The sequence below is a fragment of the Mesorhizobium sp. CO1-1-11 genome (assembly GCF_020164995.1).
Lineage (GTDB): Bacteria > Pseudomonadota > Alphaproteobacteria > Rhizobiales > Rhizobiaceae > Mesorhizobium > Mesorhizobium australicum.
This window is the reverse complement of the sequence record NZ_JAIUHE010000003.1, coordinates 12,193-36,544: the sequence shown is the minus strand read 5'-3', so window position 1 is coordinate 36,544 and position 24,352 is coordinate 12,193. Positions and strand designations below refer to the sequence as shown.

Here is a 24,352-nt window from a genome sequence, read left to right as displayed (position 1 = left end):
AGGCTATTTCACTCGACACGCAGGCGATAGCCGACACCGGTCTCGGTGGTGATGTAGCGCGGCTGGTCGGGGGTTTTTTCGATCTTCTGCCTGAGCTGACGGACATAGACCCTGAGGTACTGCACGTCTGTCGAATCGTCCCAGATCTGCTTCAGGATGAAGTGGTGGGTCAGCACCTTGCCGGCATGCTGCACAAGGATGCGCAGTATGTCGTACTCTTTCGGCGAGAGCTTTACCTCCCTGTCCTCGACCTTGACGACGCGCTTGACAAGATCGACGCTGAGGTCACCGCTCTGGAATATCGGCTTCTCACCCTGTTGCTGGAACTTGTGGCGCAGCGCCACCCGGATGCGTGCCACCAGTTCGTTCATGCCGAACGGCTTGGTGACATAGTCGTCGGCGCCGAGTTCGAGCGCGCTGACGATGCCGGCCTCGTCGGTACGGCTGGAGAGGATGACGACGGGAACGTCGACGCCCTCCTCCCGCCATTTGCGCAGGAGTTCATGGCCCCCCATGCCGGGCAGGCCGAGATCGAGCAGCACGAGATCCGGCGTCTCCTGTTCCATCAGCTCGATCGCCGCCTTGGCGTTCGGCGCCTCGCTGACCGCGTAACCCTGGCTGCCAAGGCCGACCCGCAGCAGCTTGCGGATCGGCGGCTCGTCGTCGACGACCAGTATCCTGACATTCGAATTGGTCATCGAGGCTGATCCATGCCGGGCTCGTCGCCGCGGTTGCCGATATCGCGCGCTTGCGCCGGCACCGGCATCGTGACGGTGAAGGCGCCACCGGGGCGGTCGGTCCGGTTGGCGGCCGCGATCGTGCCGCCCATCGCCTCGACGAAGCCACGGCAGATCGACAGGCCGAGCCCGGTGCCGGCGCGCACCTGATCGCCCTTGCGCACCCGGTAGAAGGTATCGAAGACGCGTTCCAGGTCCTGCGCCGGAATGCCCGGTCCCTCGTCCATGATCCGCACGATGACGGAGCCATTGTCCGCCCAGGCCTGGACGCGGATCGTCGAGCCGGGCGGCGAATATTTCGAGGCATTGTCGAGAAGGTTGAACAGGACCTGTTCGAACAGCACGGGATCGAGCCGCAGCATCGGCAAGTTGGGCGGAATATCGACCTCGATCTTGTGCTCGCTGGTGATCTTGCGGGCACGGTCGAGCGCCGTGCCGACGATATCGCCGACATAATGGAGGGCGTAGTTCGGCTCCATCGCCCCGGATTCGATCTTGGTCATGTCGAGCAGGTTGGCGATGAAGCGGTTCAGCCGCTCCGATTCGTCGATCACGGTCGACAGCAGCTCCGCCCTGTCCTGCTCGGGGAGGTCGGGCGCGAATTCCTTGAGCGTGCCGGCCGCGCCCATGATGGCGGCGAGCGGCGTTTTCAGGTCATGCGAAATCGAGGTCAGCAGCGCCGAGCGCAGCCGGTCGGCTTCTGCCGCGAGCTTGGCGCGGTCGACATCGGCGACGAGCTGGATGCGTTCGATCGCCACCGCCGCCTGATCGGCCAGCGCGTCGAGCAGCCGCTGCTGCTCGGGCGTCAGAAGCGGGCCCTGCTTGTCATTGTCGAGGCCGACGACGCCGATTGCGGTGCGTCCCGTGCGCAAGGGAAGATAGAGGCGCTTGGCGCCAGGAAGCGTGTCGGCGCCGCGTCCGGCGGCACGGTTGTGTTCCCAGGCCCAGCGTGCGGCGGCAATGTCGGCCTCGGCCAGCGTGTCGTCGGGCGGATAGCCTGCCTTGACGGTGATCGTGCCGTCTTCCGGCAGCAGCAGCACCACGCGCAGCTTCAGCATCGAGGCGATCTGGAAGGCGGTGGCCCAGAGCACGTCGTCGAGCGTGCCGGCGCCTGCGAGCTTCTTGGAAAACAGATAGATGTCCTCGGTTGCCCGCGCCCGCGAGCGGGCGGCGGCAGCCTGACGCTGCACGCGCGCCGTCAGGTTGCTGGCAATGACGGCAACGGCGACGAAGACGGCAATCGCGACGATGCTTTCGGGATCGCGGATCGTCAGCGTGTAGCGTGGCTCGAGGAAAAAATAGTTGAAGGCAAGGACACTGAGGAAACAGGCGTAAAGCGCCGGCCAGAGACCACCAGCCACCGCCGACGTCAGCACGGAGAGCAGGAAGACGATCGCCAGATTGCGAACGTCGAGGAACTGGTCGAGAACGGTGCTGACGGCCAATGATCCGGCAACGTAAGCCGTGGCGAGCAAATACGGCTTGGCCTGGAAATGCCTTTCCTCGGCTGCCGCGTTCACTCTCCTGGAAGACGTTTCGGTGTCCCGCTCCGTTCCGGAGATGACATGGACGCTGATGTCGCCGGCATTGCGGATCAGATCATAGGTGAGCGACCCTTCGATCAGTTCGCGCCAGCGCGACCGGGTCGGCCTGCCGACCACGATGTGGGTGAAATTGTTGGCCATCGCATGGCGAACGATGTCCTGCGCGACGCTCTGGCCCGGGATGGTCGTCACCTCGGCACCGAGCTGCTCGGCAAGGCGCAGCAGTGTGGCGAGCCTGTCCTTGTCATCCTCGGACATGCCGGCGGAGCGAGGCGTGTCGACATGAAGCGCCGTCCAGGGTGCACGAAGCCTGTCGGCCAGCCTGCGTGCGTAGCGAATGCGGGCTGCCCCGCCCGGACGTGCATCGACGCAGACAAGAACTCGCTCCCCCGCCGCCCACGGACCCTGGATGGCGTGGGACTGCATGTGGTTGAGCAGTTGCTCGTCGACGCGCTGGGCGGTTCGGCGCAGCGCCAGTTCCCGCAACGCCGTCAGATTGCCCGGCGAAAAATAGTTCTCGACGGCACGCTGCGCGGTATTGGGGAAATAGACCTTGCCCTCCTCCAGCCGCTTGATCAGGTCGTCGGGCGTCAGATCGATGATCTCGACATCATCCGCCTGGTCGATGATGGAGTCTGGAACCGTCTCGCGCACCCTGACCCGGGTAATCTGGGCGACGACGTCGTTCAGGCTTTCGACATGTTGGATGTTCAGCGTCGTATAGACGTCTATGCCCCGCGCCAGGATTTCCTGGACATCGAGATAGCGCTTGGGGTGGCGGCTGCCGGGCGCGTTGGTGTGGGCGAGTTCGTCGACCAGGACCAGCGCCGGACGCCGGGCAAGGATGGCATCGATATCCATCTCGTCGAGGACGCGCCCCTTGTAGTCGACCCTGCGGCGGGCAATGACTTCATACCCCTCGACCAGGGCCTGTGTTTCCTTGCGGCCATGCGTCTCGACCACGCCGATCACCGCGTCGGCACCGTCGGCCAGCCTGGCGCGACCAGACATCAGCATCTCGTAAGTCTTGCCGACACCGGGTGCCGCGCCCAGGAATATGCGCAGACGGCCGCGCCCTTCCCGCTCGGCATGCTCTAGCAGCGCGTCGGGAGATGGTCTGTTTTCGACGTTGCTTCTGTCGTCCGGCATCGGGTCCGATCATGAATGGCGCCGGGGACCGTGTCGATCCCCGGCGCCGGACATCACCTATTTCGCGGCATCCAGCGCCAGGTTGAGGGCCAGCACATTAACCGCCGGCTCGCCGAGCACGCCCAATTCCCGGTCCTCGACCTGGCTGTCGACGAGCGCCTTGACCTTGGCCTCGTCGATGCGCCTTGCCTTGGCCACGCGCGGAACCTGGAAATAAGCGGCCTCCGGACTGATCTGCGGATCAAGGCCGCTGCCGGACGTCGTCACCAGGTCCATCGGCACCGGCTGGTCCGGGTTCTCAGACTTCAGCTTTTCCGCATCGCCCTTTATGCGTTCGATCAGCTTCGGGTTGGTCGGGCCAAGGTTGGAGCCGCCGGAGGCGCTGGCATCGTAGCCGTTGCCGGCGGCCGACGGCCGTCCGTGGAAATACGTGTCGCTGGCGAAGGCCTGGCCGATCAGTTCGGAGCCGATCACCTTGCCGTCCCTCTCGATCAGGCTGCCATTGGCCTGGCGCGGGAACAGCGCCTGGGCGATGCCGGTCATGCCGATGGGATAGACGAGCCCGGTCAGCACGGTGAAGAAAACGATCATGATGATCGCGGGTCTGATCTGCTTGAGCATCGGAATGATCCTTATGCAAGGCCAAGGGCGGTGACGGCCATGTCGATTGTCTTGATGCCGACGAACGGCACGACGATGCCGCCGAGACCGTAGACGAGAAGGTTGCGGCTGAGCAGCGCACCCGCGCCGATCGCCCGGTACTTCACACCGCGCAGCGACAGCGGGATCAGCGCGATGATGATCAGCGCGTTGAAGATGATGGCCGACAGGATGGCGCTCTGCGGTGTCGCCAGATGCATGATGTTGAGCGCTTGCAGCGGAGCTGTGGTCTGGCCGGGCGCGACGTAGAAGACGGCGAACATGGCCGGGATGATGGCGAAATACTTGGCCACGTCATTGGCGATCGAGAAGGTGGTCAGCGAACCGCGGGTCATCAACAGCGCCTTGCCGATTTCGACGATCTCGATGAGCTTGGTCGGATCGCTGTCGAGGTCGACCATATTGCCGGCCTCGCGAGCAGCGACCGTGCCGGTGTTCATGGCGACGCCGACATCGGCCTGCGCAAGGGCTGGCGCATCATTGGTGCCGTCGCCGCACATGGCGACCAGCTTGCCCTTGGCCTGCTCGTCGCGGATCAGCTTCAGCTTGTCCTCCGGTGTCGCCTGGGCAAGGAAGTCGTCGACGCCGGCTTCGGCCGCAATGGCGGCTGCCGTCATCGGGTTGTCGCCGGTGATCATGACCGTGCGGATGCCCATCTTGCGCAGCTCGGCGAAACGCTCGCGGATGCCGCCTTTGACGATGTCCTTGAGGTGCACGATACCCAGCAGGCGCCCGCCCCGCTCGACCGCCAGCGGCGTGCCGCCGGATTTCGCGACGTCGTCGGCGATCGCCTGCAAATCCCTGATCGTGTCGCTGTTCGGGCGCGTCGCGCAGCTGGCCGATGTCGCCTGGCTGACATGGGCGAGCACGGAATCGACCGCGCCCTTGCGTACCGACGAACCGTCGATGTCGACGCCGCTCATGCGGGTCTGCGCGGTGAAGGGCACGAAAGCAGCATGCAATGTCGCCATGTCGCGGGCACGGATGGCATACTTCTCCTTGGCCAGCACCACGATCGAGCGGCCTTCCGGCGTCTCGTCGGCGAGCGAGGCAAGCTGTGCCGCGTCCGCCAGTTCCTGCTCGCTGACGCCCTTGACCGGGCGGAATTCCGTCGCCTGGCGATTGCCGAGCGTGATGGTGCCGGTCTTGTCGAGGAGCAGCGTGTCGACGTCGCCGGCGGCTTCGACGGCGCGACCCGACATGGCCAGCACATTGAAGCGCACCAGCCGGTCCATGCCGGCAATGCCGATGGCCGACAGCAGCGCGCCGATCGTGGTCGGGATAAGCGTCACGAACAGCGCGACGAGCACGGTCACCGAAATATAGCCACCCGAGTAGTGGGCAAAGCTCGGGATGGTCGCTGTGGCCAGCACGAAGATCAGCGTCATGCCGACGAGCAGGATGTTGAGCGCGATCTCGTTGGGCGTCTTCTGGCGCTCGGCGCCTTCGACCAGCGAGATCATGCGGTCGAGGAATGTGTGGCCCGCGGCGGCGGTGATGCGCACGCGGATCCAGTCCGACAGCACCTGCGTGCCGCCGGTGACGGCCGATCGGTCGCCGCCGGATTCGCGGATCACCGGCGCGGATTCGCCCGTTATCGCCGCCTCGTTGACCGAGGCGACGCCTTCCACCACCTCGCCATCGGACGGGATGATGTCGCCGGCTTCGACGAGAACGATATCGCCGACCTTCAGGCTGGTGCCGGGTACCAGCTTGAACCTGGTGCGGTCCACGCCGGTCAAAAGCTTAGCCTGGGTTTCGGTGCGAGCCTTGCGCAGCGAATCCGCCTGCGCCTTGCCGCGCCCTTCGGCGACGGCTTCGGCGAAATTGGCGAACAACACGGTGAACCACAGCCAGATGATGATCTGCAGCGTGAACAGCAAATCACCGCCGCCGGTGACGAGGTCCTTGACGAACAGCACCGATGTCAGCGCCGAGACGACGGCGACGACGAACATCACCGGGTTGCGGGCCAGCGTGCGCGGATCGAGTTTGCGGAAGGCGCCGCCGATGGCGGGCCACAGGATGCCGGCATCCATGATGCTGGCTGACTTTGACTGACTCATTTTGAAGCTCCGGCTTCAGTGTTGGTGTGCGGCGGCGATTGGTCGGATGCCGAAAAAAGATGAGGAAGCCCGTAGGCCAGCAGCCAAAGCGCGATCATGGCGGCGGCAAGCCCAAGAAACGTCGACATGGTCGGGAAGGGAGGCGGCAGCCCCTCCTTCCCCGGATCGGCCCGATGCCTGATATTGCGGCGCTTGTTGCTGAACCAGGACATGTCTGCCTCAGAATGTCTGTCCATGGATCATCGCCAGGTGCTCGACGACAGGTCCGACGGCGAGCGCCGGGAAGAAGGTCAGGCCGCCGACGATGACGATGACGCCGACCAGCAGCACGACGAACAGCGGACCGTCGGTCGGGAAGGTGCCGGCTGAGGCGGGGACGGTCTTCTTCGCCGCCAGCGCGCCGGCGATGGCGAGCGCCGGGATGATGACCAGGAAGCGGCCCATCAGCATACCGATGCCGAGCGTGATGTTGTACCAGGGCGTGTTGCCGCTGAGGCCGCCGAAAGCCGAACCGTTGTTGGCCGCCGCCGAGGTGTAGGCGTAGAGAATCTCGGAGAAGCCGTGCGGCCCGCCATTGGCGATCGACGCCACCGCGCTCGGCAACACCACCGCGATCGCCGTGAAGATCAGCATCGCCAGCGGCAGGCATAGGATCGCCAGCATCGCCATCTTGACCTCCTTCGCCTCGATCTTCTTGCCGAGATATTCGGGCGTGCGGCCGACCATCAGGCCGGCAACGAAGACGGCGATCAGGATGAACATCAGCATGCCGTAGAAGCCGGCGCCGACGCCGCCGACGATGACCTCGCCGAGTTGCATGTTGATGAGCGGAATCATGCCGCCGAGCGCGGTGAAGCTATCGTGCATGGCGTTGACCGCGCCGCAGGAAGCGGCCGTCGTGATGACGGCGAACAAAGCCGAGAGCGCGATGCCGAAGCGGATCTCCTTGCCTTCCATGTTGCCGCCGTCGATGCCCAGCGCATGCACCAGCGGATTGCCCGCGGCTTCCGCCCAATAGCAGACAGCGACGCCAACGATGAACAGCACGCCCATGGAGGCGAGGATCGCCCAGCCCTGGCGCTGATTGCCGACCATGCGGCCGAAGACGTTGGTCAATGCGGCGCCGACGACGAAGATCGACAGCATCTGGATCAGGTTGGAGACGGCGTCGGGATTCTCGAATGGATGTGCCGCGTTGGCATTGAAGAAACCGCCGCCATTGGTGCCGAGCATCTTGATGGCGACCTGCGAGGCCACCGGCCCCAGCGCGATAGTCTGCTTGACGCCCTCAAGCGTCGTGGCGTCCACGTAAGGCCCCAACGTCTGCGGCATGCCGAGCCAGACATAGATTAGGGTGAGCACGACGCAGAGCGGCAAGAGCACATAGAGCGTGGCGCGCGTCATATCGACCCAGAAATTGCCGATCGATCTTCCGGAAGCGCGGGCGAAGCCGCGGACCAGCGCGATTGCAATGGCGATGCCGGTGGCGGCCGAAACGAAATTCTGGACCGTCAGCCCGGCCATCTGCACGAGGTAGGACATCGTGCTTTCACCGCCGTAGTTCTGCCAGTTGGTGTTGGTCATGAAGCTGGCGGCGGTGTTGAAGGCGAGCGCTGGGTCGACCGCGCTCATGCCGGCCGGATTGTAGGGCAGACTGCCTTGCAGGCGTTGTAGGACATAGAGCACCAGGAAGCCCGCCAGGTTGAACAGCAGGAGAGCCACCGCATAGGTGGTCCAGTGCTGCTCCTCGCGCTCGCTGGTTCCGCAAATGCGGTAGAGCCCGCGCTCGAGCGGGCCGAGGACCGGTGAAAGCGGCGTGCGATCGCCATTGAAGACGCGGTGCATGTAGAAGCCAAGCGGCTTCACCAGCAAAACGAGGATCCCGCAATAGAGGAGTATCTGTATCCATCCGTTCAGTGTCATGGCTGTGGCTTTCCGTACCTTCAGAAGCGTTCTGGACGAATGAGCGCGTAGGTGAGGTAGGCGAGCAGGAACAGGGTCACGCCACCGCCGAGGATGTAATCGACAAGCATGGTTCGATCCTTCAGCTTAAATTCTGTCGCAAGCTTTGACGTAGACGATGGACAGGCCGAAGAACAAAACCCCGATCCCAAGAACAATAATGTCCATTGTGCTTTTCCTTGCTTCCAGTTTCTACTGTTCGCCCGCCAAAGACAGGTCGGCAATACCGTGAGACGGCGCGCCGCACTGGGCGGCGTCCGACGGCTTTTGCTCGACGTGAATATGACCCGATCGCCATAAAGGTTCGAGACGGGGCGGATGGGAAAGAAATAGGAATTCTATAAAGGTTCCGGCGCGGCTCGCCGTCGAAGAGCAGCTCGTCGACGCGGATTGCCGGGAAGGATATGCCGCCGCGCTTTGCGGCCTTGCTGGGAACGCTCTACCGCGGCTCCCGCGTCAGGCTGAGATAGGTCGGATCGAACTCGGCGATTTCCTGGAGCCTGTGCCAATCCAGGATTGTCACCGTGTGATTTGCCCAGTTGACGACGCCGACTTTGCGCAAGGCACCGATGACGCGGTTCATGTGTACGACGGAAAGACCGAGCACATCGGCCAGCTCGGCCTGTGAGAGCGGCAGGTGAAAGCTCATGCCGTTGGTGCGCTGCACCACCTGCAGCCGTACGAAAAGCTCACAGAGGAGATGGGCCAGGTGTGAGGTCTTGGAGCGGCGGCCCATCGCCACGATCCACTCGCGATGGATGGCGCCGTCGACCAGCGTGTCCAGCCACAGCAGCCGCGTCAGATGCGGCGCTTCCTCGGTGATGGCACGAAGCCGGCTGTGATCGGCGAACATGACATGACATGGCGACATGGCAACGATGCCGTGATCCATCGTCTTCAGAAGGAAGGCGTGGAGATCGACGAAATCGCCAGGCACCTGCAGCGAGGTGAACTGCCGGCCGCCATTCTCGAGCACCTTGTAGCGCGCCGCCAAACCGTCGAGGATCAGGGTCGAATAGGTGGGCCGTGCGCCCGATGCGACGATATCCTGGCCGACCGCGAAATGCCGCTCGAAAGTCATGGCCTCAGCCAGCAGCGCCTTTTCGGCATCGGAAAGCGCGTCGTGCTGGGCGAGATTCAGATACAGGGATTCCAGCACCGCTATCTCCAGCGAAAGGGCTCAGAGCCGATCGCCAACTGTCGAAAGCAAGAGGCGGCTACCGAAGCACTAGGTTGTCGGGCGCCGGCGGGCATTAACATTTGTTAGAAGGCGCTTATTCGCCAACGAAGATCATCTCTGATGGAACAACGGCTTAGCCCGCGAATTGTCGCTCAAGTCTCTTTTGGAAATTTCATCAGCTCGGGATCCGGCCGCATCATGCCCAGATACTTCCTCGACCTTTACAATGGCGATGGCCTGACGGTGGATGACCATGGTCAGGTGTTCGACACGCGCGAGCGTCTGCGGCGCGAGGCAATCCTCATCCTGCCCGACATCATTCGCGACGAGATGATCGAAAACGACCGAACGGCCATCACCGTGAAGGTGCGCGACGAGAGCGGGCGCCATGTCTTCGAAGCATCGCTCGTCATCTCATCGAACTGGTGCGATTGACCGCGGCCTGGTCTGCGGACCCTCCGCAAGATGGAACGGAAAAGCCGGGCTCGGAGGGCCAAGCCGGGCTTTCGGGGGAGCGGCCGTACGAACCGGCCATCGCAATGACAGCTCGAACGATCAGGCGGCGTAGCCGCCATGGCCGCGTGCGACGGCGCGCGCCACGATGACCGGCTCGATCTCGGGCCAGAGAATACCGGTGGCTTCCGCGAATTCAACAAGCGCATGGCGCGCCTCGTCCCTCGTGATGCAGCCTTCCAGGGCCAAGCCGCACGCCTCGACGGCATTGCGATAAAGCGGACCACGGCGAGAGGTCGTCCAGTTGGTCAGGAAATCGTGCATTTCGGCCAGCGAGGCGATTTCGCGCTTGAAGCCGAGACCGACGGTCAGTGCGACGGGCGGATGAAACAACTTGTCATACATGAAGCGGGCTCCTGATTGGACGCGGGTTCTCGGAGAAAATCCTGGCGGGGATCTATGATGAGACGCCGGGTAACGCATCGCGAGCCGGGAGGTTCCGGAGCAAACAGGACCGTTTGCGGAACGCACGCCTGAGTGCGCCGGAAATCTTGCATCCTGATCCACCGGCCATGGCTGCTACTCCGTCGGACCGGCGAGAAGACGGATTAAGGTTCGATAGTCGAGATGCTAGTATGCTAGACTGCACCCAGAAGCGCCCGGCGAAAAGAGAAACTGGCGGAGAGAGCGGGATTCGAACCCGCGTTACGGTCTCCCGTAAACACACTTTCCAGGCGTGCGCCTTCAACCACTCGGCCACCTCTCCGTCCTTGCATTTTTCGCGACGGCCGGTTTCGCCGCGCGGGTTGGGGACAATGCAGTCCCTTCAGGGAGGAGTAGCGATTTCCGCGCTATGGGTGCCGCCAACCAGCGGACACCTCTCCCCGGCACCTGAGCCGTCAAAGCAACAGGCGCGGGGCTCATCTAGTCGATCCCGCGCCGAATGCCAAGCCATAACGACAGTCTATTCGCTTTGCCGGCCATACAGCGCTTCGCGAGGGCGCGGCGTCATCCGTTTCAAGGTGCCGACGCCCCAAATGATGTGCACAGGCGGGCCGGCAAGGCCGGCCGCGCTTGACTTCGTCGCGGGCCACCTGTCGAGTGAAACGGAGGCTTTGCGGGGGGGCATCGTCCGGGCATGACATCAGGCAGTGAACAACCGGGCGGCGGGATGCCGGGGCAGGCGCCAACCGGGCGCCCGGACAGCGGGCTGTCCTACGTGCCGGTGGGCTGGCTCATCTTCGTCATGGCGTGGTCGGTTTACGGCCTGGCCTCGGCCTGGTGGCTGACCGGCAATTCCGGCCTGCCGGACAGGATCTTCTATTTCCTCCTTGGCGGGCTTGCCGTCGACATCATCACCATCCTGTGGGGGCTTTATTTGCTCGGCCTTGCCTTTGGCCGCTCGGCGCGCTTCCCGCGCCAGTTCATCATCTGGCAGGTGGCGACCATCGCCTGGGTGCTGGCGAGGCAGGCCTATGTGCTCGCCGTGCCCGATTTCGTCTTTTCCGCCAGGAGCCTGCTTATCGGCGGCGCCGAAATCGCCATCGGCCTGCTCTGCATCTATCTGCTGCGCCGTGGGGCCGGCGCCGAGGGCGTCTATGCCAGATCGCGGATCGAAGCGCCGTCGGTCTTCGTTTCCATCGTGGCTGCCTTGCTCGGCATCGTCCTGGGCGCGATCATTGGCGCGGTTGGCGGCTTCCTGGCTGGCTCGGTGATCGCCGATGTCGCCGAGGTCAGTTGCTTCGAGGGCGGCTGCGGCTACTTTGCCGCCTTCATCGGATTGGCCGGGCTGGTGGTCGGCGCCATTGCCGGAGGCATTCTTGCCGTCTGGCTCGTTCACCGCCCCAGGCGCGAGCCGGTCGCATAGGGCCCAGAAAAGCGCGGGCCTTAAATTCGCGTATCGCGATTGCAGCTGAACCGCACGCATTCTATTTCTGTTCGGACATGTGCCGGCGGTCTTCTGGTCAGCGTCCAGGGGGAACCGGGGGAGAGCCTTGATGTTTCGCTTCGTCTTTCGTCTTGCGGCCATGGTCGCGCTATCGGTTTCCGTCATCATGGCGGTGCTCGACACGACGCGCACGGTGGCGGCTTCGGCCCTTGTGCTGACCCCGCTCAACGCCAGTTGGCTGGCCGTCTCGCCGGACACGCGGGCCGCCTTCGAAACCTTCGTCCGCGCCAAGGCCAGTCCGCTGCTGTGGGACACAGTCATCGCCTGGGTGCTCAACCAGCCGGGCTTTGCCGTCTTCGCGGTGCTGGCCTTCCTGCTGTACGCCATCGGCTATCGGCGGCAGCGGCGCACGGGACAGTTCGCCGCGAACTGAACCCATCTCCCGCACCATTCCGGCCGGCTGCTGAAAGCTGCACGCAAGATCGGATCGCGGCGTGGCTTGCCCGTGGCACGCTTTTCCAAAAGGTCAAAATTCCGCGTGAATTTTGTTTCGGGCCGTGCCAGATTGCCCGGGAGCGGGAGGGCAATACACTCCTGGCTAACGTCGTTTGCTTGCCGGAGAACCGGGCTGCAGGCGGTGTGCAACGGAAAAAATAACCGACAGGGTGTGGATCACATGAAACGTATCGTTCTCGGCCTTCTGGCCGCAACCGCAATGGTTCTTCCGGCTTTCGCCGCGGATGTCCAGCCGGCCATCCTCTATGATCTGGGCGGCAAGTTCGACAAATCCTTCAATGAGGCTGCCTACCATGGCGCCGAAAAATTCAAGACCGAGACCGGCGTCGCCTATGTCGAGTTCGAAGTGTCCAACGCCTCGCAGCGCGAGCAGGCGCTGCGCCGCTTCGCCGAGGACGGCCACAACCCGATCGTCATGGCAGGCTTTGCCTGGGAGGATGCGCTGAAGAAGGTCGCGGCCGAATACCCGGACCTCAACTTCGCCATCATCGACGATGCGGTCGACCTGCCCAATGTCCGCTCGCTGGTGTTCAAGGAGAATGAAGGCTCCTATCTCGTCGGCATCATGGCCGCGATGGCGTCGAAGTCGAAGAAGGTTGCCTTCGTCGGCGGCATGGACATCCCGCTGATCCGCAAGTTCGAATGCGGCTATGTCGGCGGCGCCAAGTCCGCTGGCGCGACCGACGTCATCCAGAACATGACTGGCGATACGCCGGCGGCGTGGAACGATCCGGCCAAGGGTGGCGAGATCGCCAAGACGCAGATCGACCAGGGCGCCGACGTGGTTTACGCGGCCGCCGGCGGCACCGGCGTCGGTGTGCTGCAGGCGGCGGCCGATGCCGGCAAGCTCGGCATCGGCGTCGATTCCAACCAGAACGGCCTGCAGCCCGGCAAGGTGCTGACCTCGATGCTGAAGCGCGTCGACGTTGCCGTCTACACCGCCTTCATGGATGGCAAGAACGGCACCTTCAAGGGTGGCGTCGAGAATCTCGGCCTCAAGGAAGGCGGCGTCGACTACGCCATGGACGACAACAACAAGGCACTGGTGACCGACGAAATGAAGGCGGCCGTCGAAAAAGCCAAGGCCGACATCATCGCCGGCACGGTCAAGGTGCACGACTACACAGCCGACAACGCCTGCCCCTATTGATCGGCGGCAGCGTACGGCCATGATCTGCAACCGCTGGGCGAAAGCCCGGCGGTTTTGCTTTTGCCGATTGAACGAAGCTCGCAAATGGCATGGAGCGAGGAATGCAGCCAACGATCGAACCCATGCGCGGGCATGACATCGAAGTCGTCGCGCGACTGCGGATTGCCGCCTTCTTCGAGGGCACGGGAAGGACGCTGGAAGAGGATGCGGCAGGGCTCCGCAACCTGCTGACCAGCGACGGCCTCGAAAAGGCTCTGGTTGCCCGTGTGAACGATGTGCCGATAGGCACCTGCCTGCTGGTCCGCCACGAACTGGAACCGGCGCATGATCTGACACCGTGGCTGGCCGGGCTTGTCGTCGACGCCGGCCATCGAGGCAAGGGAACCGGCACCGCGCTGGTCGAGGCGATCGAAGCGCATGCAGCGTCAGCCGGCGTCGAGACGCTCTACCTCTACACTTGGCAAGCGCGCGAGTTCTACGCGGCGCTCGGCTGGGACACGATCGAGCTGTGCGAGCAGGACGGCGACACGATGATGCTGATGTCGCGCCGGCTCCATCACAATGTGCCCAGGAGATAGCCGAGCGCGAAGGCCGCAATCAGCCCGGCCATGACGACAAGTCCACGCCTACCGCCAAGCGAATGCACACCAACGCCGTACGGCTGACGGGACAAGCTTCGGATCACTGTCGGCGACTTGGCATCATTGCCGCCCAGGCCAACGCCTTGCATCTGCGGCAATTCGGCGAGTCGCTGCGTAACCAGTTCCCAATGATTGACGCCGGCTGGTTTTTCGGCGCGATCGAAGACATGCATGCGCTCGGCCAGTTGCACCACCGCGTCGCGGAACGCAGGGTCGATCTCGAGATCGCGCTCGGCCCGCTCGCGCTCGGCATCGTTCATCAGGCCCAGCACATAGTCGCCGGCCCTTGCGATACGATCGCTCTCACCGGCCATGATCCGTGCCCTCCCCCTCCCTCACCAGTGTGGCGGCTTGGTCACCGGCACATCCGGTGCCGCCTGCTCTTCAAGCGCCAGGAAGCGGTCTGTCAGCGCATCAAGCTTGCGCTGCATGCGTTCGATCACCTTCCACTGCTCGGCGATCTGGCCCGACAGTTCCTCGATGGTCTTCTCCTGCTCCGCGGCGCGGATTTCCAGCGTCGTCAGCCGGTCGGCGGGCATGATCATGCAAAGTCCCCAGTTTGTACCGCGACACCTTGCGCCGCAACGTCAAATCGACCTCGCCATAGTAGCGAATGTGAGAGCTTCGGCCACGTTCGAAATTGACAAGCGCGCGGGGATTTGTCGAGAGTGGATGCTGCTCCGGACAATTGGCATGGGCGGAGTGCCATGCTAGGCGTTTTGACCAAGCGATAAAAAAATAAGAGTGGGACAGGCTGCATGGCGCAAGCCGCAATCGAACTGATCGGCATCAACAAGAGTTTCGGCGCGGTGCGCGCTAACCGCGACATCAATCTGGAGATCGCGCGCGGCACCATCCACGGCATCGTCGGCGAGAACGGCGCCGGCAAGTCGACGCTGATGTCGATCCTCTACGGTTTCTACCAGGCCGACAGCGGCGAGATCCGCGTCGGCGGCAAGCCGGCATCGATCAAGACACCCAACGACGCGATCGCGCTCGGCATCGGCATGGTGCACCAGCATTTCATGCTGGTCGACAATTTCTCCGTGCTGGAGAACATCATCCTCGGCGCCGAAACCGATGCGCTTCTGAAGAGCAGCATCGCCAAGGCGCGCTCCGAGCTTGACCGGCTGGAGCGCGAATACGGGCTGGAAGTCGATCCCGATGCGATTATCGAAGAACTGCCGGTCGGCCTGCAGCAACGCGTGGAAATCCTGAAGGCGCTTTATCGCGGCGCCGAAATCCTGATCCTCGACGAGCCGACAGGCGTTTTGACGCCGGCCGAGGCCGACCACCTGTTCCGCATCCTCAGGCAGTTGAAGGAACAGGGAAAGACGGTGGTGCTGATCACCCACAAACTGCGCGAGATCATGGCCATCACCGACACCGTGTCGGTGATGCGTCAGGGCACGATGGTGGCGACCCGGGAGACCAGGAAAACCACTGTCGAGGAACTGGCCGAACTGATGGTCGGGCGGCGTGTCCTCTTGAGGGTCGAAAAGGGCGAAGCCGAGGCCGGTGCCGTCAAGCTCGCGGTCAAGAACTTGACGGTCAGGGATTCCCGTGGCGTCACCATGGTCGACGACGTCTCCTTCGATTTGCGCGCCGGCGAGATCGTCGGCATCGCCGGCGTTGCCGGCAACGGGCAATCCGAGTTGCTTGAGGCGATTTCCGGCATCAGGCATGCCGTTTCCGGTTCCGTGACGCTCGACGGCAAGCCGATCGATCTCACCGGCAAGGCCGATCCCGGCGAATTGCGCGACCGTGGCCTCGCCCACGTACCGGAAGACCGCCACCATGTCGGGCTGGTGCTGGCCTTCGAGGAGAACGAGAATTCCATCCTCGGCTACCACGACGATCCCCGTTACCTCAGGGGACCGTTTCTCAACATCGATGCCATCATGGACGATGCCAGGGGCAAGATCGAGAAATACGACATTCGTCCCGGCAATCCGCGCCTGAAGACGGCCAATTTTTCCGGCGGCAACCAGCAGAAGATCGTGCTCGCGCGTGAAATAGAGCAGGACCCCGGCGTCTTGATCGTCGGCCAGCCGACGCGTGGCGTCGACGTCGGCGCCATCGAGTTCATCCACAAGCGCCTGATCGCCATGCGCGACCAGGGCAAGGCGGTGCTGGTGGTATCGGTCGAGCTAGACGAGATCCGCTCGCTCTCCGACCGCATCCTGGTGATGTTTGCCGGCCGGGTCGTTGGCGAGCGCGGCCCCGACGCGACCGAAGGCGAGCTTGGCCTGCTGATGGCCGGTGTCGAGCATCGGGAGGCGGCGCAATGAGCACGCCTTACGCCAAATTGCCGGCCTGGGCCGACTACGGGCTGATCCCGCTGATCAACCTGTCGGTCGCCTTCATCGTCGCTGGCTTCGTCGTCATGCTGGTCGGCGAAAACCCCTTCCGTGCCGCCGTCATCCTGGTCGAAGGCGCCTTCGGCAAGGGCACCGGCATCGCCTTCACCCTCTTCTACGCCACGACCTTCATATTCACCGGGCTTTCGGTGGCGGTGGCGGCGCATTGCGGACTGTTCAACATCGGCACCGAGGGGCAGGCCTACATCGCCGGCCTCGGCATCGCCATCGTCTGCCTTTCCTTCGACAGCACACTGCCCTGGTGGCTGACATTTCCGCTGGCCATCGTCGCTTCGGCGCTCGTGGGCGCATTGTGGGCCCTGATTCCCGCCTATCTGCAGGCCAAGCGGGGCTCGCACATCGTCATCACGACGATCATGTTCAACTTCATCGCCGCCTCGATCATGGTCTACCTGCTGGTCGGCCCGCTGAAGCCGGCAGGGTCGCAGGCGCCGCAGACGCGTAACTTCCTCGCCGGCGCGGAGCTGCCGAAACTGAACTGGATCATCGAATTGTTCGGCGCCAAGATCCGCTCGGCCCCGCTCAACATCTGCTTCCTGCTGGCGCTGGTGATGGCTTTCCTGGTCTGGCTGCTGATCTGGCGTACCAAGCTCGGCTATGAGATGCGCACCTATGGCCACAGCCCGAAAGCGGCCCGCTATGCCGGCATTTCGGAAACCCGCATCATCATCACTGCGATGATGATCTCGGGCGCGCTGGCCGGCATGATGGCGCTCAACCCGGTGATGGGCGACCAGCACAATGTCGCGATCGACTTCGTTTCTGGCGCCGGTTTCGTCGGTATCGCCGTGGCGCTGATGGGCCGCCTGCATCCGGTCGGCATCGTGCTGGCGGCGATCCTGTTCGGCATGCTTTACCAGGGCGGCGCCGAACTCGCCTTCGAGATGCCGGCAATCAGCCGCGACATGATCGTCATCATTCAAGGATTGGTCATCCTCTTCGCCGGCGCGCTGGAGCATATGTTCAGGCCCTATATCCAGGCTCTGTTCGCCTCGTTCAGCCCGAAATCGGTGGGCATGCAGGCTGTCAACGGGAAGGGCGCCTGAGATGGATATCTTCAACGCGATCATCCAGGTGCTGGACTCTACCATCCGCCTGTCGGTGCCGCTGCTGCTTGCCTGCCTCGCCGGCCTCTATTCGGAGCGGGCCGGCATTTTCGACATCGGCCTCGAAGGCAAGATGCTGGTCGGCGCCTTCGCGGGTGCTGCCGCTGCCTCCGTGTTCCATTCGGCGCTTATCGGTCTCGGCATGGCGATCCTGATCTCTGTCGCCTTCGCTTTGGTGCACGGCTTTGCCTCGATCACCCATCGCGGCAACCAGATCGTTTCGGGCGTTGCGATCAACTTCGTCGCCGCTGGATCGACCATCATTCTCGGCCAGGCATGGTTCCAGCAGGGTGGCCGCACGCCGGCGCTGCAACCGGGCGAACGATTCGAGGCGATCATCTGGCCCGGCGCCGATGCAATTAGGGGCGTGCCGATCATCGGTCCGATCTATGCCGAACTGATCTCCGGCCATTCAATCCTCGTCTATTTCGCCTTTGCGATGGTGCCGTTCACCTGGTGGGTGCTGTTTCGCACGCGTTTTGGCCTCAGGCTGCGCGCGGTCGGCGAGAATCCGGCCGCGGTCGACACCGCCGGCATCTCGGTCGCCTGGCTGCGCTATCGCGCGCTGATCTGCACGGGCATCCTGACCGGATTTGCAGGCGCCTATCTTTCGATGGTGCAGAATGGCGGCTTCGTGAAGGACATGACCGCGGGCAAGGGCTACATCGCGCTGGCCGCGCTGATCTTCGCCAAATGGAAGCCGGTCAACGCCATGTTCGCCTGTCTGCTGTTCGGCTTCCTCGACGCGGCGTCGATCCGCCTGCAGGGAACGCCGCTGCCCATAGTCGGCAAGGTGTCGGTGCAGTTCATGCAGGCCCTGCCCTATATCCTCACCGTCATCCTGCTTGCCGGCTTCATCGGCAAGGCCATCCCGCCGCGCGCCGGCGGCGTGCCCTATGTCAAGGAACGCTAAAGGTCGACAGTTCGGCGCAGACGAAGCGCCGGGTTTTGGACACGATCATCGGAGAGAACACCTGAATGTCGCATGATCTGTTCGAAGCGGCCAAGGCTGCCATGGCCAAGGCTTATGCGCCTTATTCCAAGTTCCCGGTGGGTGCCGCCATACGCACCGAGGACGGACGCGTCTTCACCGGTGCCAATATCGAGGTCGCCTCCTATCCGGAAGGCTGGTGCGCCGAGACCACCGCGCTTGGCCATTACATCATGGGCGGCGGCGGCAAGATCGTTGAAATCGCCGTCCTTGCCGAACGCATGGCCAAATGCTCGCCTTGCGGCGGCTGCCGCCAGCGACTGGCCGAATTCTGCCGCCCGGAAACGAAGCTCTATCTCTGCGACAACACCGGCGTGGCCGAAACCGTGACCATGGGCGACATGCTGCCCTACGGCTTCCGCGGCGACATTCTGAAATGAAGAGCTGGCTGATATGACGCAAAAAACGGTCGACCACCTTATCGAAAGGCTGGACGGCCTGGCGCCGTCGACCGCGCTTGTGCTGGGTTCGGGCCTGGGCGGCCTGGTCGACCGGATCGAGAATCCGATCCGCGTCTCCTATGCCGACCTGCCCGGCTTTCCCAGGAGCGGTGTCAGCGGCCACGCCGGCCAAGTGGTCGCCGGGCTGTTTGCCGGCGTTCCCGTGCTTATGCTGTCCGGCCGCGCCCACTACTATGAGCATGGGAACGCCGCGGCGATGCGTCCGGTGCTGGAAGTGCTCGCCGGCATCGGCATCACGAAACTGATCCTCACCAACGCGGCCGGCTCGGTCGATCCGGATATGCCGCCGGGTTCGGTGATGCTGCTCACTGATCATATCAACTTCTCCGGCACCAACCCGCTGATCGGCGAGCCCAGCGACCGCCGTTTCGTCGGCCTCACCGAAGCTTATGATGCCGGCATCCGCGACGCGATCGAAGGCGCGGCGAAGGCGACCGGCACTGCGCTTCACAAGGGCGTCTACATGTGGTTCTCGGGCCCCTGCTTCGAGACGCCGGCCGAAATCCGCATGGCGCGCATCATGGGCGCCAACGCCGTCGGCATGTCGACCGTGCCGGAAGTGATTCTCGCGCGTTTCCTCGGCCTTCGCGTCGCTGCCTGTTCGGTCATCACCAATTTGGCCGCCGGCATGACCGGAGCCGAGCTTTCGCACCAGGAAACCAAGGACATGGCGCCGGTTGGCGGATCGCGGCTGGCAACGGTGCTGCAGCGCGTGTTCCGTGACGGGCTGCTGGAGAGCTGATGCTTCCACAGGAAATCATCCGTCACAAGCGCGACGGCCACAAGCTGGCGCCTCACGAGATCGCCGCCTTCATCGACGGCGTGACGTCTGGTACCGTCACCGATGGCCAGGTCGCGGCCTTCGCCATGGCGGTGTTCTTCAACGGCATGAACCGCGACGAGGCGGTGGCGATGACGCTGGCCATGCGCGATTCGGGCGACGTGCTCGACTGGTCGGATTTGCCAGGCCCTGTCACCGACAAGCATTCGACGGGCGGTGTCGGCGACAATGTCTCGCTGATGCTGGCGCCGATCGTTGCCGCCTGCGGCGCCTATGTGCCGATGATCTCGGGCCGTGGTCTCGGCCATACCGGCGGCACGCTGGACAAGATGGATGCCATTCCCGGCTACATCAGCCAACCCGACATCACGCTGTTCCGCAAAGCCGTGCTTGAAACCGGCTGCGCCATCATCGGCCAAACCGCCGACCTGGCACCTGCCGATCGCCGGCTCTACGCCATCCGCGACGTGACCGGAACCGTGGAGTCCGTGCCGCTGATCACCGCATCGATCCTGTCGAAGAAGCTCGCGGCGGGCCTGCAATCGCTGGTGCTCGACGTCAAGGTCGGCAATGGCGCCTTCATGGAGAAATCCCGGGATGCGACCGCGCTTGCCAACAGCCTCGTCGAGGTCGCCAGCGGCGCCGGACTGAAAGTCTCGGCACTGATCACCGGCATGAACGAACCGCTTGCCTCCGCCGCCGGCAATGCCGTCGAGGTGCGCAATGCCGTCGATTTCCTGACCGGCCGCCTGCGCGACCGGCGGCTGGAGGACGTGACGCTGGCGCTGGCAGCCGAAATGCTGCAGTCGGCGGGACTGGTGTCGTCGAACCAGGACGGCATGCGACGCGCCACCGAGACACTCGCCAGCGGCCGCGCAGCCGCCACCTTCGCGCGCATGGTGACGGTGCTTGGCGGCCCCGCCGATTTCATCGAGAAGCCAGAGAAATATCTGTCGGAAGCAGCAACGGAAATCGCGGTGAAGGCGACGTCGGAGGGGTTCGTCACTGGCATCGCCACCCGCGACATCGGTCTCGCGGTCGTCGGCCTGGGCGGCGGGCGCACCCGGCCCGAGGACAGGATCGACCCCTCGGTCGGCATCACCAGGCTGCTGCCCATAGGCGCGGAAGTACACGCCGGAGATGCGCTGGCTCTGATCCACGCCCGCTCACCGTTAGATGCCGAGACGGCAGCCGCGACCGTGCTTTCAGCCTATGCGATCGGTGCTTCGAAGCCGGCCGCCGACAAGTCGGTCATCCGGCGGATTCTGCCGCGTGGCTGAGTGGACCTACTGAACCAGCAGCAATGTGCCGTTCTCAGCCTGGTATTTGCCGAGCCTGTTGAGAAAGCTCATGCCGATCAGGTTGGTGCGCAGTGCCTTGTCGTCGAGCACGATCGCCTGCACACCTTCGACGCTGATGCTGCCGATCTGCAGACGATCAATCGTCACCACGGCTGCCTTGATGGTGCCGTTGGCGGTGTTGACTTCGTGGCTGAAATCGGAGGGACTGAGCGACAGTCCGATCCGGCGTGCCGTCGACATATTGACCGCGACCAGCGTCGCACCGGTGTCGATCATGCCGTCGACTTGACGGCCGTTGAGCCTGAAGGTCGACGAGAAGTGTCCGCGCCCGTCCGCCGCGACCACGACCTTCCGGCCGGTCGGCAGCGGCGCTACCGGCTTGTCGGGAACGGAGGCCAGGCTGACATCCGGTTGCGTCTCGGCCGCTGGCTTGGCCGTCACCGCCGATTTCAGCAGGTTTTCGAATATTCGCGGATTCGACTGGTAGACGACCGGGATCGATGCCGACGCACCGGCAAAGACGCTGAGAATGAGAAGCTTGCGCAGCATGGATCGGCCTTTGTGAAGAGCTGATCATTAGCGCCGGATGGTGTTTGCCGCTTTAACGCGCGCCGGAACCACGTCTTTGCGTAAACGCCTGGTAAAAAAAAACCAAGCACATTGTTCGGTATTACTTCGTCCCGTACATGCGGTCGCCGGCATCGCCAAGGCCGGGCATGATGTAGCCCTTCTCGTTAAGCTGGCGGTCGATGGACGCGGTGAAGACCGGAACATCCGGATGCGCCTTGGTAAAGCGCTCGATGCCTTCGGGCGCCGCCAGCAGGCACAGGAAGCGGATGTTGGTGGCGCCGCGCTCTTTCAACTTGTCGATCGCCGCGATCGCCGAATTGGCTGTCGCCAGCATCGGGTCGACGACGATGACCAGCCGGTCGGCGAGGTCGCTCGGCGCCTTGAAAAAATACTCGACGGCCTCCAGCGTTTCATGATCGCGGTAGAGGCCGACATGGGCGACGCGGGCCGCCGGCACCAGGTCGAGCAAACCTTCGAGCAAGCCGTTGCCGGCGCGCAGCACCGAGGCAAAGACCAGCTTCTTGCCCTCCAGCGTCGGAGCCTCCATCGTCTCCATAGGCGTTTCGATCGTTGTCGTCGTCAGTTCGAGATTGCGGGTGACCTCATAGCCGAGCAGCAGCGATATCTCACGCAGCAACCGCCGGAAGCCGGCCGTCGAGGTCTCCTTCTTGCGCATGATGGTCAGCTTGTGCTGGACAAGCGGATGATCGACGACGGTGACGCCCTTCATGATGTGCTCCGACGGAATAGTGAGTGGTGAACAGTGAGTAGTGAATAGTGAGCCGATTTGCGAGTCCCTGCGTCAGTGAAAGCGCCGGCCTTCAACCGCTCGATGCGTGCACCGTCACTACCGACTACTGACTACTCACTGTTCACCGAACTTTCGCGTCCAACCGACCAAGAAGCGCTGTCTTGGTCTTCCTGTCGACGAAGGCGGCTTCGATGGCGGTCCTGGTGACGGCGGCAAGCGCCTTTTCGCTCATCGAGAAATGTTCGGCGGCGATATCGTATTCGCGCTTCAGCGAGGTCCAGAAATAGGGCGGGTCGTCGGAGTTGAGCGTCACCTTGCAGCCGGCCGCCTGCAGGGCGGGAAAGGGATGGTCGGCGAAACTGTCGAACACCTTGAGCGCGATATTGGAGCCGGGGCAGCATTCCAGCACGACACCCTCGTCGGCGATGCGCCGGACAAGGTCGGGGTTTTCGATGGCGCGCACGCCATGGCCGATGCGCGACGGGCGGATATGGTCGAGTGCCGCCTGGACGGTTTCCCAGCCCGTCAGTTCGCCGGCATGGACGGTGATGCCGAGCCCGGCCTCGCGCGCGATCTCGAAAGCCCTGACATAGTCCTCCATCTCGCCCATGCGCTCGTCGCCGGCGACGCCGAACCCGGTAACCAGCGGATGGCCGCAACGCGCCGCGAAGCGTGCCGCGCGCTCGATCGACTCGACACCGACATGGCGCACGCCGGTGACGATCATGCGGCCCTCGATGCCGGTCTTTGCCTTGGCGCGCAGCATGCCTTCGCCGAGCGCATCGGTGTAGGCCTTGGATGACAGCCCGGCTTTCGTCGCGTGGTCGGGCGAGGTGAACACCTCGGAGTAGATGGCGCCATCGCGGGCCAGGCTGGTCAGATAGTGGTCGGCCAGCCGCGCATAATCCTCCTCGGTCCGGAACAGGTCGGCGGAGAAGTCATAGGCGGCGAGAAAGGAGGTGAAATCGTGCCAGACGAAACAACCGTTCTGGATATAAGGCGAGGTGTCCTTGCCGTATTTCTGCGCCTGGCGGATGACGAGATCGGGCGCCGCTGCCCCTTCGATGTGGCAGTGCAGTTCCGCTTTCAGAGGCATTCAAACATCCCGTCGGTCAGTCCAGGTCTTAAAACCCACCACCTGGAAGCGCGGCTGAACACCGCGCCTTAAACAATAGCGCCCGCATCATCGATCGGCTATGGTCCCGCCGGTTTTATGACGGATCAAAAAAATGTCAGTTGAGAGAGCCACGGCCGCCGGCGGCATGGAAACCTCCTATGGTTTCAAGCGTGTAGGGGAAGGCGAGAAGCAATCCCTGGTCAACGATGTTTTCCACAAGGTCGCCAACCGCTACGACCTGATGAACGATTTGATGTCTGCTGGCCTGCACCGGCTGTGGAAGGATGCCATGGTCGCCTGGCTCAATCCGCCTAAGCGCGCGGGCTGGCGCGTGCTCGATGTTGCCGGTGGTACCGGCGACATCGCCTTTCGCATCGTCGATGCCAGCCATGGCCATGCCCATGCCACCGTGCTCGACATCAATGGCTCGATGCTTGCCGTCGGTCGCGACAGGGCTGAAAAGAAGGGGTTGTCCGGCAACACAGATTTCGTCGAGGCCAATGCCGAGGAACTGCCCTTCCCCGACGCCAGCTTCGACGCCTACACCATCGCGTTCGGCATTCGCAATGTCCCGCATATCGACGTGGCCCTGGGCGAGGCGTTCCGCGTGCTGAAGCCCGGCGGCCGTATCCTGTGCCTGGAGTTCTCCGAGGTCGAGATGCCGCTGCTCGACAAGGTCTACGAAGCCTGGTCGTTCAATGCCATCCCCAGGATCGGCAAGTTGGTCACCGGGGACGGCGAGCCCTATTCCTATCTGGTCGAATCGATCGCAAAATTCCCCAATCAGCAAAACTTCGCGGCGATGATTTCTCGGGCCGGCTTCGACCGCGTCTCCTTCCGCAACTATTCCGGCGGCATAGCGGCCCTGCATTCGGGCTGGAAGCTTTGAAGCCGTCGCCGATCTTCCTCACGCGACGAGCCTTGCGCCAGTTCGATGAACCGGTAGG

Annotated in this window: 26 protein-coding genes and 1 tRNA gene; 12 read left to right on the top strand and 15 right to left on the bottom strand. The window is 63.5% G+C overall.

The annotated features are described in order from the left end of the window. Nucleotides 1-8: 8 nt before the first annotated feature. The 8 genes from LB554_RS04100 to LB554_RS04065 form a co-directional block, all read right to left on the bottom strand. A complete protein-coding gene (locus tag LB554_RS04100; protein ID WP_140713324.1) occupies nt 9-698 on the bottom strand; it encodes a response regulator transcription factor in 690 nt (229 codons plus the stop codon). Then, nucleotides 695-3,430: a sensor histidine kinase gene (locus tag LB554_RS04095; protein ID WP_224583244.1), complete on the bottom strand. Its 2,736-nt coding sequence runs from the start codon at nt 3,428-3,430 to the stop codon at nt 695-697. The genes LB554_RS04100 and LB554_RS04095 overlap by 4 nt, the downstream gene beginning before the upstream one ends. 57 nt (nt 3,431-3,487) lie before the next feature. Next, the gene (gene kdpC, locus LB554_RS04090; RefSeq protein WP_224583242.1) at nt 3,488-4,051 is read right to left on the bottom strand and encodes a potassium-transporting ATPase subunit KdpC; all 564 of its coding nucleotides are present in this window, start codon (nt 4,049-4,051) and stop codon (nt 3,488-3,490) included. Between the two features lie 11 nt (nt 4,052-4,062). Further along, complete coding sequence (gene kdpB, locus LB554_RS04085) at nt 4,063-6,156, bottom strand: potassium-transporting ATPase subunit KdpB (protein WP_224583239.1); 2,094 nt, start codon at nt 6,154-6,156, stop codon at nt 4,063-4,065. Further along, nucleotides 6,153-6,368 carry a hypothetical protein gene (locus LB554_RS04080; protein ID WP_015315767.1) on the bottom strand — a complete coding sequence of 72 codons (216 nt, stop codon included), beginning with the start codon at nt 6,366-6,368 and terminating at the stop codon, nt 6,153-6,155. The genes kdpB and LB554_RS04080 overlap by 4 nt, the downstream gene beginning before the upstream one ends. 7 nt (nt 6,369-6,375) lie before the next feature. Beyond that, nucleotides 6,376-8,079 (bottom strand): potassium-transporting ATPase subunit KdpA, encoded by a 1,704-nt coding sequence (gene kdpA / locus LB554_RS04075; protein WP_224583237.1) that lies wholly within the window; start codon nt 8,077-8,079, stop codon nt 6,376-6,378. Between the two features lie 20 nt (nt 8,080-8,099). Next, nucleotides 8,100-8,189 (bottom strand): K(+)-transporting ATPase subunit F, encoded by a 90-nt coding sequence (gene kdpF, locus LB554_RS04070; RefSeq protein WP_015315765.1) that lies wholly within the window; start codon nt 8,187-8,189, stop codon nt 8,100-8,102. 368 nt (nt 8,190-8,557) lie between these two features. Continuing rightward, nucleotides 8,558-9,277: a Crp/Fnr family transcriptional regulator gene (locus LB554_RS04065; protein ID WP_140661737.1), complete on the bottom strand. Its 720-nt coding sequence runs from the start codon at nt 9,275-9,277 to the stop codon at nt 8,558-8,560. A gap of 219 nt (nt 9,278-9,496) precedes the next feature. On the opposite strand from LB554_RS04065, the gene LB554_RS04060 reads away from it, so the two are divergent. Beyond that, entirely contained in the window at nt 9,497-9,733 is a 237-nt protein-coding gene (locus LB554_RS04060; RefSeq protein ID WP_224583236.1) for a DUF6894 family protein, read from the top strand. A 120-nt stretch (nt 9,734-9,853) separates the two neighbouring features. Here the strand turns inward: LB554_RS04060 and LB554_RS04055 are convergent, their stop codons facing one another. Beyond that, nucleotides 9,854-10,156, bottom strand: coding sequence for a DUF982 domain-containing protein (locus LB554_RS04055; protein ID WP_224583234.1), 303 nt, complete (start codon nt 10,154-10,156; stop codon nt 9,854-9,856). Nucleotides 10,157-10,427: 271 nt separating this feature from the next. Then, nucleotides 10,428-10,517: transfer RNA gene (locus LB554_RS04050), tRNA-Ser, on the bottom strand. Between the two features lie 372 nt (nt 10,518-10,889). Here LB554_RS04050 and LB554_RS04045 point away from each other — a divergent pair. The 4 genes from LB554_RS04045 (at nt 10,890) to LB554_RS04030 (ending at nt 13,883) form a co-directional block, all read left to right on the top strand. Next, on the top strand, nt 10,890-11,618 hold the full coding sequence (locus tag LB554_RS04045) for a DUF2569 domain-containing protein (RefSeq protein WP_224583232.1): 729 nt from the start codon (nt 10,890-10,892) through the stop codon (nt 11,616-11,618). 130 nt (nt 11,619-11,748) lie between these two features. Next, nucleotides 11,749-12,072 (top strand): hypothetical protein, encoded by a 324-nt coding sequence (locus tag LB554_RS04040; RefSeq protein WP_015315760.1) that lies wholly within the window; start codon nt 11,749-11,751, stop codon nt 12,070-12,072. A gap of 243 nt (nt 12,073-12,315) precedes the next feature. Then, on the top strand, nt 12,316-13,305 hold the full coding sequence (locus tag LB554_RS04035) for a BMP family protein (protein ID WP_015315759.1): 990 nt from the start codon (nt 12,316-12,318) through the stop codon (nt 13,303-13,305). 101 nt (nt 13,306-13,406) lie between these two features. Continuing rightward, nucleotides 13,407-13,883, top strand: coding sequence for a GNAT family N-acetyltransferase (locus LB554_RS04030; RefSeq protein WP_140618819.1), 477 nt, complete (start codon nt 13,407-13,409; stop codon nt 13,881-13,883). Here LB554_RS04030 and LB554_RS04025 read toward each other — a convergent pair. Both LB554_RS04025 and LB554_RS04020 read right to left on the bottom strand, forming a co-directional pair. Next, nucleotides 13,862-14,260, bottom strand: a complete 399-nt coding sequence (locus tag LB554_RS04025; RefSeq protein ID WP_140618821.1) for a hypothetical protein — start codon at nt 14,258-14,260, stop codon at nt 13,862-13,864. The two genes, LB554_RS04030 and LB554_RS04025, sit on opposite strands and share 22 nt — an antisense overlap. 21 nt (nt 14,261-14,281) lie before the next feature. After that, entirely contained in the window at nt 14,282-14,488 is a 207-nt protein-coding gene (locus tag LB554_RS04020; RefSeq protein WP_123151274.1) for a SlyX family protein, read from the bottom strand. Nucleotides 14,489-14,704: 216 nt separating this feature from the next. On the opposite strand from LB554_RS04020, the gene LB554_RS04015 reads away from it, so the two are divergent. The 6 genes from LB554_RS04015 to deoA all read left to right on the top strand — a co-directional run bounded on the left by LB554_RS04015 (nt 14,705) and on the right by deoA (nt 20,946). After that, complete coding sequence (locus LB554_RS04015; protein WP_140875137.1) at nt 14,705-16,237, top strand: ABC transporter ATP-binding protein; 1,533 nt, start codon at nt 14,705-14,707, stop codon at nt 16,235-16,237. Then, nucleotides 16,234-17,373 (top strand): ABC transporter permease, encoded by a 1,140-nt coding sequence (locus LB554_RS04010; RefSeq protein WP_015315755.1) that lies wholly within the window; start codon nt 16,234-16,236, stop codon nt 17,371-17,373. The genes LB554_RS04015 and LB554_RS04010 overlap by 4 nt, the downstream gene beginning before the upstream one ends. Nucleotide 17,374: 1 nt before the next feature. Next, nucleotides 17,375-18,346, top strand: coding sequence for an ABC transporter permease (locus tag LB554_RS04005; protein ID WP_015315754.1), 972 nt, complete (start codon nt 17,375-17,377; stop codon nt 18,344-18,346). A gap of 65 nt (nt 18,347-18,411) precedes the next feature. Next, a complete protein-coding gene (gene cdd / locus LB554_RS04000; RefSeq protein WP_015315753.1) occupies nt 18,412-18,804 on the top strand; it encodes a cytidine deaminase in 393 nt (130 codons plus the stop codon). Nucleotides 18,805-18,817: 13 nt separating this feature from the next. Further along, on the top strand, nt 18,818-19,627 hold the full coding sequence (locus tag LB554_RS03995; RefSeq protein ID WP_140713251.1) for a purine-nucleoside phosphorylase: 810 nt from the start codon (nt 18,818-18,820) through the stop codon (nt 19,625-19,627). After that, nucleotides 19,627-20,946 carry a thymidine phosphorylase gene (deoA, locus tag LB554_RS03990; protein WP_140721210.1) on the top strand — a complete coding sequence of 440 codons (1,320 nt, stop codon included), beginning with the start codon at nt 19,627-19,629 and terminating at the stop codon, nt 20,944-20,946. The genes LB554_RS03995 and deoA overlap by 1 nt, the downstream gene beginning before the upstream one ends. Before the next feature lie 6 nt (nt 20,947-20,952). Here the strand turns inward: deoA and LB554_RS03985 are convergent, their stop codons facing one another. From LB554_RS03985 to LB554_RS03975, 3 genes are all read right to left on the bottom strand, one after another. Beyond that, nucleotides 20,953-21,516, bottom strand: coding sequence for a TIGR02281 family clan AA aspartic protease (locus LB554_RS03985; RefSeq protein WP_224583230.1), 564 nt, complete (start codon nt 21,514-21,516; stop codon nt 20,953-20,955). Between the two features lie 121 nt (nt 21,517-21,637). Beyond that, a complete protein-coding gene (upp, locus tag LB554_RS03980) occupies nt 21,638-22,267 on the bottom strand; it encodes a uracil phosphoribosyltransferase (RefSeq protein ID WP_015315749.1) in 630 nt (209 codons plus the stop codon). A gap of 142 nt (nt 22,268-22,409) precedes the next feature. Next, a complete protein-coding gene (locus LB554_RS03975) occupies nt 22,410-23,384 on the bottom strand; it encodes an adenosine deaminase (RefSeq protein WP_224583227.1) in 975 nt (324 codons plus the stop codon). Between the two features lie 133 nt (nt 23,385-23,517). On the opposite strand from LB554_RS03975, the gene ubiE reads away from it, so the two are divergent. Continuing rightward, nucleotides 23,518-24,294: a bifunctional demethylmenaquinone methyltransferase/2-methoxy-6-polyprenyl-1,4-benzoquinol methylase UbiE gene (ubiE, locus tag LB554_RS03970; RefSeq protein WP_224583225.1), complete on the top strand. Its 777-nt coding sequence runs from the start codon at nt 23,518-23,520 to the stop codon at nt 24,292-24,294. Nucleotides 24,295-24,352 lie beyond the last annotated feature (58 nt).

Coding starts and splice junctions, on each gene's coding strand:
- ubiE (WP_224583225.1), top strand. CDS start 23,518: ATGTCAGTTGAGAGAGCCACGGCCGCCGGCGGCATGGAAACCTCCTAT.
- deoA (WP_140721210.1), top strand. CDS start 19,627: ATGCTTCCACAGGAAATCATCCGTCACAAGCGCGACGGCCACAAGCTG.
- kdpC (WP_224583242.1), bottom strand. CDS start 4,051: ATGCTCAAGCAGATCAGACCCGCGATCATCATGATCGTTTTCTTCACC.
- LB554_RS04055 (WP_224583234.1), bottom strand. CDS start 10,156: ATGTATGACAAGTTGTTTCATCCGCCCGTCGCACTGACCGTCGGTCTC.
- LB554_RS04100 (WP_140713324.1), bottom strand. CDS start 698: ATGACCAATTCGAATGTCAGGATACTGGTCGTCGACGACGAGCCGCCG.
- cdd (WP_015315753.1), top strand. CDS start 18,412: ATGTCGCATGATCTGTTCGAAGCGGCCAAGGCTGCCATGGCCAAGGCT.
- LB554_RS03975 (WP_224583227.1), bottom strand. CDS start 23,384: ATGCCTCTGAAAGCGGAACTGCACTGCCACATCGAAGGGGCAGCGGCG.
- LB554_RS04080 (WP_015315767.1), bottom strand. CDS start 6,368: ATGTCCTGGTTCAGCAACAAGCGCCGCAATATCAGGCATCGGGCCGAT.
- LB554_RS04045 (WP_224583232.1), top strand. CDS start 10,890: ATGACATCAGGCAGTGAACAACCGGGCGGCGGGATGCCGGGGCAGGCG.
- LB554_RS03995 (WP_140713251.1), top strand. CDS start 18,818: ATGACGCAAAAAACGGTCGACCACCTTATCGAAAGGCTGGACGGCCTG.
- upp (WP_015315749.1), bottom strand. CDS start 22,267: ATGAAGGGCGTCACCGTCGTCGATCATCCGCTTGTCCAGCACAAGCTG.
- LB554_RS04025 (WP_140618821.1), bottom strand. CDS start 14,260: ATGGCCGGTGAGAGCGATCGTATCGCAAGGGCCGGCGACTATGTGCTG.
- LB554_RS03985 (WP_224583230.1), bottom strand. CDS start 21,516: ATGCTGCGCAAGCTTCTCATTCTCAGCGTCTTTGCCGGTGCGTCGGCA.
- LB554_RS04060 (WP_224583236.1), top strand. CDS start 9,497: ATGCCCAGATACTTCCTCGACCTTTACAATGGCGATGGCCTGACGGTG.
- LB554_RS04010 (WP_015315755.1), top strand. CDS start 16,234: ATGAGCACGCCTTACGCCAAATTGCCGGCCTGGGCCGACTACGGGCTG.
- LB554_RS04040 (WP_015315760.1), top strand. CDS start 11,749: ATGTTTCGCTTCGTCTTTCGTCTTGCGGCCATGGTCGCGCTATCGGTT.
- kdpA (WP_224583237.1), bottom strand. CDS start 8,079: ATGACACTGAACGGATGGATACAGATACTCCTCTATTGCGGGATCCTC.
- LB554_RS04030 (WP_140618819.1), top strand. CDS start 13,407: ATGCAGCCAACGATCGAACCCATGCGCGGGCATGACATCGAAGTCGTC.
- LB554_RS04005 (WP_015315754.1), top strand. CDS start 17,375: ATGGATATCTTCAACGCGATCATCCAGGTGCTGGACTCTACCATCCGC.
- LB554_RS04035 (WP_015315759.1), top strand. CDS start 12,316: ATGAAACGTATCGTTCTCGGCCTTCTGGCCGCAACCGCAATGGTTCTT.
- kdpB (WP_224583239.1), bottom strand. CDS start 6,156: ATGAGTCAGTCAAAGTCAGCCAGCATCATGGATGCCGGCATCCTGTGG.
- LB554_RS04095 (WP_224583244.1), bottom strand. CDS start 3,430: ATGCCGGACGACAGAAGCAACGTCGAAAACAGACCATCTCCCGACGCG.
- LB554_RS04015 (WP_140875137.1), top strand. CDS start 14,705: ATGGCGCAAGCCGCAATCGAACTGATCGGCATCAACAAGAGTTTCGGC.
- kdpF (WP_015315765.1), bottom strand. CDS start 8,189: ATGCTTGTCGATTACATCCTCGGCGGTGGCGTGACCCTGTTCCTGCTC.